A 6,034-nucleotide genomic window follows, 5' to 3' on the forward strand; every position below is an offset into this window, starting at 1 on the left:
GTGGAAGCGCAGCAATGCGTGCAGCTGACGAATACTAATCGGTCGAGGGCTTATCCTATTAAGAACAAACAAACCAGCTAAGTTCTACAACTTCATTCGCATCCGGTTTTCAGGGTGTAACATCCTAACTTTCGATGATTGGTCTTTTCTGAAGTGATCCGGAGAAGCGCAACCATGCAGATGGTCCGGTCTTTTCTGAAGTATTTCAATGAAGCCTAATCATGATGATGGTAGTGTATTTTCTGAAGTGATTCGGAGAAGCGCAGCATCGAAAAACACTGTTTGGTGATGATGGCGGAGGGGATCCACGCGTTCCCATCTCGAACACGACCGTTAAGCCCTCCAGCGCCGATGGTACTTGGACCGCAGGGTCCTGGGAGAGTAGGACGTTGCCAAGCTAATAAAGCCCGTTAAGCACAATGCTTAACGGGCTTTATTCTATTTTCAGTCTGGCCAAGCAGCACAGGACGCTGCATTATTTTTCGCGAAATAGTCGTACAAGCCGAACCTCCTGAATAAGATGGTACAAGTACATAGTACATCCTAAGGACTCAGGAGGGCTCCGGTTAATATGAATACAATTTTCGGCTACATCCTATTAGGACTATCCCTATCCGCTCCAATCGGACCAATCAACGCGGCTCAGCTGGACCGAGGGATCAAGAGCGGCTTCATGAATGCCTGGCTGGTGGGAGTAGGAGCTATGGCCGCAGATGCCCTCTATATGATGATGGTGTATATGGGTATCGTTCATTTTATTGAAATCCCCTTCATGAAAACCTTCCTTTACCTCTTTGGTGCATTTGTACTCATTTATACCGGTATAGAGAGCTTACTTAGTCTCGACAGTATAGGGGAAGCCCGCTCCGAAGGAAAAGATGAAACAAAGCTGAAGGCTTTTATTTCTGGTTTTCTCATGTCGCTATCGAACCCAATGACGATATTATTCTGGCTGGGTATATATGGGTCAGTACTAGCCGAGACGGCTGCCAAGTATGATAGCCGGCAACTGCTCATCTATAGCGGAGCGATTATCTTTGGTATCCTGCTGTGGGATTTGACCATGGCCGCTGTAGCCAGCTCATTCCGCAAATGGATGACGTCCGGACTGCTTAAGTTTATTTCCATGCTTTCAGGTTTATCGTTAATCGGTTTTGGATCTTACTTTGGCATTCAAGCGTTTCGTCTTCTCTTCCCCTAACTTGTAATCCATACCAATGATCTTATGCTCAGATTCCCCGCCGGCAGAAGCGATATGCGTGCGATGTCCCCCTGTCTTCTTCCAATGGCGCATCATCAAGAGAGTAACAGACCCAATAAGGGCAACGAACGCAAAACTGACATAAAATCCGGGCCGGCTTGTCTCGTGAAACAGAGAACCGGAAACGGCAGTAAGCAGGATAAGCATGCCGGTAAATCGCTTGGCCTGCGCCCACTTGCTGAGCTTGAGCAGCTTGCCGGAGGTCACCAGGATGAAGAACCAGTTGTAGAGCAGCATCAATCCGGCAGCGGTTGTTACATATTCGTAGATTTTCCCCGGCATAAGCAGCGCAGAGATGATCGAGGCAATTAGTCCGGCCGTCGTTAAACCGATAGCTGGCAGTGGACACCCCTTCAACACCTTCTTGGCGAAAAAGACGGGGGCATCCTTATCCTGTGCCAATGTTACCAGCATAGTAGTCACCGCAAACAGCGAGGCGACCATTGTAGAGAAGCCTGCGATGATCAGGACGGCGTTAAAGATATGCGGGACAAGCGGTAAGTTATATTGATCAAGGGCCGTCAAGAAGGGGCTCTTTTTTGCGTTTAAGGTGTTCCACGGCACTAGTGTGATCGCCAGAATAATGGATGCGATGTAGATTGTCGTGAGCAGCATCAGCATCATTTTCCCGGCCTTGGGCGCTTGCTTGGGATCTTGAAGCCGCATGGCCATAATACCCATGATTTCGATGCCGCCAAAGGCGTAGAAAGCAAAAAGCAGAGCGGACCATAACCCAATGAAGCCATGCGGAAAATATTCCCCGGCCGTTCCAGGCACAGAAGGCGTATATCGTCCGGTACCAATCCAGCCCATCAGGGCTGCCGTGGCAATGATCAGAAACATCACAATGGCGGAAACCTTAATGATGGCGAACACATTTTCAAACCGTTCAAACCCTTTGGTTCCAAGCAGAATGATGATTAACCCGAGAATGGCATAGCCGCTGGCAAACAGCCACATGGGCACATCCGGGAACCAGAAGCGAGAGAAGAGAGACAGGGCTGTCATCTGACTTCCCATAATGAGCAGCTCGGATGCCCAGTAGACCCACCCGCTGGTGAAGCCGGCCCAACGTCCGAAAGCTTTCTTGGCATACGAGCGAAAAGACCCTTCGAGAGGATCTTCAGAAGTCATCCGCGCCAGGACGTCAAAGACAATATAAGTACCAAAGCCGGCAAAAACAAACGCAATCAGAACGCCGGGGCCGCCGATTTTGATCGCGATACCGGATCCCAGAAAGTAGCCTGTACCAATTGTGAAAGCCACACCAAGCAGAGACAGCTGCCACCAATGCAGCTTGTCCTCTTTATTGACAGGATTGTTATGTGCTCTCGCGCTTGTCGCTTCGCCATGTTTGAATTTCATTGCTGCACTCCTGTTAAGATGGATTTTGAATCGGGTACGGCTTATGTTGGATAGTTCCGCCTGATTTTATGTGCTGAGTGTAGGTTGAATAAAGCGGGCCGGTCCTGCGGATAATGGTTGGCGTGTAATGATGTTGAGGAAAGGTGGGAAACCCATGACAGAGCGGCAAAAAGGACAGGATGATCCTCATAAGCTTAAGGGGACCGAGCTGACACATGAGCAATTTTCGGATGTATATATGGCAGGTACCAGTGATGGCGTGCATCAGCTGAAGGATCGCAAGGTGAAGGTTGAGCGGCAAGGTTATGAACCGGATAGGAAATAGCAAACCGGCTTCAGGCTAAGGGGGGCTGAAACCGGACTGCTTGGCTTTGTTACATGGATAGTGCTTTTTTGGCCAGCATGACGTCGTTAGTTAGCAGCTTTTGCAGGTTGTACGAAGGGTAAAAACCGCGCTCATACATGAAGTAGAAAGCCTTGGCGTGAAGCTCAATGGCTTTATTCAGCTGACGGGTCAAGGTTTCTCTGAGCTTTGGTGTAGCCGTTTCTGTCACAGCAATGGCGTAGTTGCGTACAGCAGTTTTGGCAAAGATAAGCAGCTGTCCGCCATAAAATCCGGTCAGATCGTCTGCTGAGTTTCTATGTGCGATTGTTGGAGCTTTCGGTACGTATTCAATCAGTTCCTTCAGGTTGTTCTCCACCGCGTCAATGGTTTCGGCATAGAGGGCGCGCAGCGTCGGATCCTTAATGTCCGGTACGTCCATCTTGAAGGCCATCAGGTAATTGCTTTGGAAAGCGGTCAGTTCATGAAGCTCCAATGTTTCATGCCATGCCAGGTGAGGCTGAGTGTGTCGTTGATCGGAATACACGATCGTCATCCCTCCAATGTTTGATAAGACACCATATGCCCAGTTCGGGCAAATGGGAAATTGTCTATGTTTTTTTACCGGGATAAAAACGATTGGTTCAAGCAAAAAATAAGTCCTGAAGTAAAGGAGGGAAGATCATGAGCAGACTGAACGAGTATGTCGATAACCATGAGCACCTGGATACGATTAATACTATTTTGAAGCATTACGGGGTAAGTGCTGAGTTTGTGGCTCACACGCTGTGCGAGAGCTTCGGTGAAGATAAAGAGCTGCCGAAAGAATTTATTGAGGATTTGAAGCAGTTTAATGCTTCTCTGTAACTTAAGATTGGCGTACGGATAAAGGAGGTGAAAACAAATGCTGAACACACCATCTGGTCTGGGCGCACACGAGATGCTGGATATGCACGAACTGCTTATGTTCAAAAACACATGTGTAACAAAATCCAAGACGATGCAGATGCTCGTTACCGACCAAGAGCTTAAAAATATTTTAAATACCGATGTGACTAATAGTGTGACTGCTATTCAGGAGCTCCAATCATTACTGTCTAATGCAGTTAAATAATAGATGAGGAGGTGCTGCAATGAACGCACTTGTAGAAAATATGACAGGTATGAACGTAATGACCGATAAAGTGATTGCAGCTGATTTTCTGATTACAGCAAAATCGGGTGTTCGTAACTTGTCTTACGCGATTACCGAAGCCGCAACTCCGGAAGTCCGCAATATGCTGAAGCGTCAGCTGAATACTGCCATCGATACGCATGAGCAAATCTCCAATTATATGATCAGCAAAGGCTGGTACAACCCGGGTGATGCGAAAGCGCAAATCCAGATGGATCTGGACAACGCTCAGCTTGCCCTTAAAGTAGCCCAGGGTTAATGTGATGAGCGGCAAAGAAGAGACGAACCCGGAGACCCGGGACTTGGGTACGCATCAGGCGGGGGCAGTACACTCACATGAAACGCGTTATACGAAGCAGCCAGTAATCATTGAACCGGGCAGAGCGCCTTCACGAATTAACGGGCCGCGCGACCGGAAGAAGTAAAGGCACAGCACAAGAACCTCCCGGCTTACGTAGCCGGGAGGGTTTATGTAATATATGCGGATGTTACATAGGAGGCATCAGAGGTCCGTCTTTTAAGACGCCGGGCGGTGTATCATGAATATAGGGAGGTGCTGGAGCCAATACCGGTTTTGGGGCGAGCGGTTGAGGATTCTCGACGTATTGAAAGGTGCCGCAGCCATCCATGCTTGGACCACTGGCCCAGCGGCCACATGCGCTTTCGTTTCCACGGGAGAGATTGAAGAGCGTATAGGATACCTCTCTCTTCTCCAGTTCCCTTGGGAATGTGCTTGGCACGACAAGCCCTTCTTTCTCTTCCAGCTCGGCGATAGCGGCGGCCCATTGATTCTGGTGCATGGTATCACGGGCAATAAGCCAGGAAAGCATATCACGAACGCCTCTGTCGCTCGTTTCCTCATACAGGCGCACGACCTGCAGCCGGCCTTGGGATTCGGCGTTAAGATTAGCACGGAAATCAGCCAGGAGGTTCCCGCTTGCGATCATGTATTTGGCATCCCAACGGTTGCCGTTGCTATCAGCCGGCATAGCGCCGAGTCCGGATACAATGACATGCTGCGGGTTCATCCCGCCGAGAATAGCTCCGACAACAGGGTTTTTGGCAGCTTCTTCGGTATCTCCAATTGGAGCGCCATCGAGCAAGCGGGCGATCATGGTAGCGAGCATTTCAATGTGGGCGAGCTCCTCCGCACCGGTATCGAACAATAAATCCCTATACTTGCCGTCCCCACGTGTACTCCAGCCTTGGAACAGATACTGCAGCGCAACTGTCATCTCGCCAAACTGTCCACCGAGCACCTCCTGCAGCTTGCGGGCAAAGATCGGATCCGGGCGTTCGGGCTTTGCCTGGTATTGCAGCTCCTTCACATGATAAAACATGTCGTCACTCCCTCCGAAGTTTCGCGGTCAATGTATTATATGGGTGCTGTCTGTCCGAAAATGTCTTTTATTTTTGGTTTGAAATATATTTAGGTTGCTGACCGGATGATGCTTGAAACTTCCAGTTGCTTAAGTGTACGGGCCGTGTTATTCTATGAATCCGGCCGTCAGAGAAGGCTAATGAGTGGATAGGATGCGGGAGTTTGGAACGGCTGAATAAGCTGGTCACGAACGAGTGGGGAAAATAAACACTTGCACATCATCTGCGAAATATGATATATTCTAATTCCGGTCGCGAGAGCGGCAGGGACAAGCAAGACGGAGCGAATATCGCAAGATGAATGCTTCCGTAATTGTTCTTTGAAAACTGAACAACGAGCGAACTGCCCTGTCATTCCTTTAATGGAATGATGGATAAGCAATACAGAATGAGCAAGTTAGACTCAACTTTAATGGAGAGTTTGATCCTGGCTCAGGACGAACGCTGGCGGCGTGCCTAATACATGCAAGTCGAGCGGATCTTTGAAGGTGCTTGCACCTTTAAAGATTAGCGGCGGACGGGTGAGTAACAC

General features: G+C 49.1%; 9 protein-coding genes and 2 rRNA genes. 8 read left to right on the top strand and 3 right to left on the bottom strand.

Translation table 11 applies throughout. The features are described 5' to 3' along the window. Positions 1-281: 281 nt before the first annotated feature. Positions 282-398, top strand: a 5S ribosomal RNA gene (gene rrf / locus DNH61_RS15660). Positions 399-571: 173 nt separating this feature from the next. Then, positions 572-1,201 (top strand): LysE family transporter, encoded by a 630-nt coding sequence (locus DNH61_RS15665; RefSeq protein WP_111147632.1) that lies wholly within the window; start codon positions 572-574, stop codon positions 1,199-1,201. On the opposite strand, the gene DNH61_RS15670 is transcribed toward DNH61_RS15665, so the two are convergent. Further along, complete coding sequence (locus tag DNH61_RS15670; protein WP_111147633.1) at positions 1,145-2,626, bottom strand: amino acid permease; 1,482 nt, start codon at positions 2,624-2,626, stop codon at positions 1,145-1,147. The two genes, DNH61_RS15665 and DNH61_RS15670, sit on opposite strands and share 57 nt — an antisense overlap. A gap of 154 nt (positions 2,627-2,780) precedes the next feature. On the opposite strand from DNH61_RS15670, the gene DNH61_RS15675 reads away from it, so the two are divergent. Further along, positions 2,781-2,951: a YozQ family protein gene (locus DNH61_RS15675; protein ID WP_181438736.1), complete on the top strand. Its 171-nt coding sequence runs from the start codon at positions 2,781-2,783 to the stop codon at positions 2,949-2,951. Positions 2,952-3,000: 49 nt separating this feature from the next. On the opposite strand, the gene DNH61_RS15680 is transcribed toward DNH61_RS15675, so the two are convergent. Further along, positions 3,001-3,504: a spore coat protein gene (locus DNH61_RS15680; RefSeq protein WP_111147635.1), complete on the bottom strand. Its 504-nt coding sequence runs from the start codon at positions 3,502-3,504 to the stop codon at positions 3,001-3,003. 128 nt (positions 3,505-3,632) lie between these two features. Between DNH61_RS15680 and DNH61_RS15685 the strand changes: the two genes are divergently transcribed. Genes DNH61_RS15685 through DNH61_RS26445 form a run of 4 tightly spaced genes read left to right on the top strand, consistent with a single transcriptional unit; the run spans position 3,633 to position 4,547 of the window. Further along, positions 3,633-3,815: a hypothetical protein gene (locus DNH61_RS15685; RefSeq protein ID WP_111147636.1), complete on the top strand. Its 183-nt coding sequence runs from the start codon at positions 3,633-3,635 to the stop codon at positions 3,813-3,815. Between the two features lie 37 nt (positions 3,816-3,852). Beyond that, a complete protein-coding gene (locus DNH61_RS15690; RefSeq protein WP_111147637.1) occupies positions 3,853-4,062 on the top strand; it encodes a spore coat protein in 210 nt (69 codons plus the stop codon). 19 nt (positions 4,063-4,081) lie between these two features. Next, positions 4,082-4,381 carry a spore coat protein gene (locus DNH61_RS15695; protein ID WP_111147638.1) on the top strand — a complete coding sequence of 100 codons (300 nt, stop codon included), beginning with the start codon at positions 4,082-4,084 and terminating at the stop codon, positions 4,379-4,381. Positions 4,382-4,385: 4 nt separating this feature from the next. Continuing rightward, the gene (locus DNH61_RS26445; RefSeq protein WP_181438737.1) at positions 4,386-4,547 is read left to right on the top strand and encodes a hypothetical protein; all 162 of its coding nucleotides are present in this window, start codon (positions 4,386-4,388) and stop codon (positions 4,545-4,547) included. 63 nt (positions 4,548-4,610) lie between these two features. Here the strand turns inward: DNH61_RS26445 and DNH61_RS15700 are convergent, their stop codons facing one another. Continuing rightward, entirely contained in the window at positions 4,611-5,462 is an 852-nt protein-coding gene (locus tag DNH61_RS15700; protein WP_111147639.1) for a manganese catalase, read from the bottom strand. Positions 5,463-5,911: 449 nt separating this feature from the next. Here DNH61_RS15700 and DNH61_RS15705 point away from each other — a divergent pair. Further along, positions 5,912-6,034, top strand: a 16S ribosomal RNA gene (locus DNH61_RS15705); the annotation flags it as partial.

The organism is Paenibacillus sambharensis (assembly GCF_003233845.1).
GTDB classification, from domain to species: domain Bacteria; phylum Bacillota; class Bacilli; order Paenibacillales; family Paenibacillaceae; genus Paenibacillus_I; species Paenibacillus_I sambharensis.